The organism is Pseudomonas antarctica (assembly GCF_900624995.1).
GTDB classification, from domain to species: Bacteria; Pseudomonadota; Gammaproteobacteria; order Pseudomonadales; family Pseudomonadaceae; genus Aquipseudomonas; species Aquipseudomonas antarctica.
The window spans coordinates 1-540 of the sequence record NZ_UYXQ01000263.1; the positions used below are offsets into that span (position 1 = coordinate 1).

The 540-nt window shown below is 59.8% G+C and carries 1 protein-coding gene; it reads left to right on the plus strand.

All coding sequences use genetic code 11. From position 1 onward, the window contains the following. Positions 1 to 540: ribonucleotide-diphosphate reductase subunit beta (locus E0F99_RS29905; protein ID WP_130909145.1), on the plus strand; the 540-nt coding region annotated here is incomplete at both ends.

Genomic DNA, 540 nt, shown 5'->3' on the forward strand with positions numbered 1-540 from the left:
TCAACATGACCGCCGACATCGCCCTGTGGAAAACCCCCGAAGGCCTGACCGACGACGAGCGCCGCATCGTCATGCGCAACCTCGGCTTCTTCTCCACCGCCGACTCGTTGGTCGCCAACAACCTGGTGCTGGCCGTGTACCGCCTGATCACCAACCCGGAGTGCCGCCAGTACATCCTGCGCCAGGCCTTCGAAGAAGCGATCCACACCCACGCCTACCAGTACTGCATCGAATCGCTGGCCATGGATGAAGGCGAGATCTTCAACATGTACCACGAGATCCCATCGGTGGCTAAAAAAGCCGCCTGGGGCCTCAAGTACACCCGTTCGATCTCCGATCCGAAGTTCGAAACCGGCACCGTCGACACCGACAAAGAACTGCTGCGCAACCTCGTCGCCTACTACTGCGTCCTCGAAGGCATCTTCTTCTACTGCGGCTTCACCCAGATCCTGTCCATGGGCCGCCGCAACAAAATGACCGGCGTCGCCGAGCAGTTCCAGTACATCCTGCGCGACGAGTCGATGCACCTGAACTTCGGTA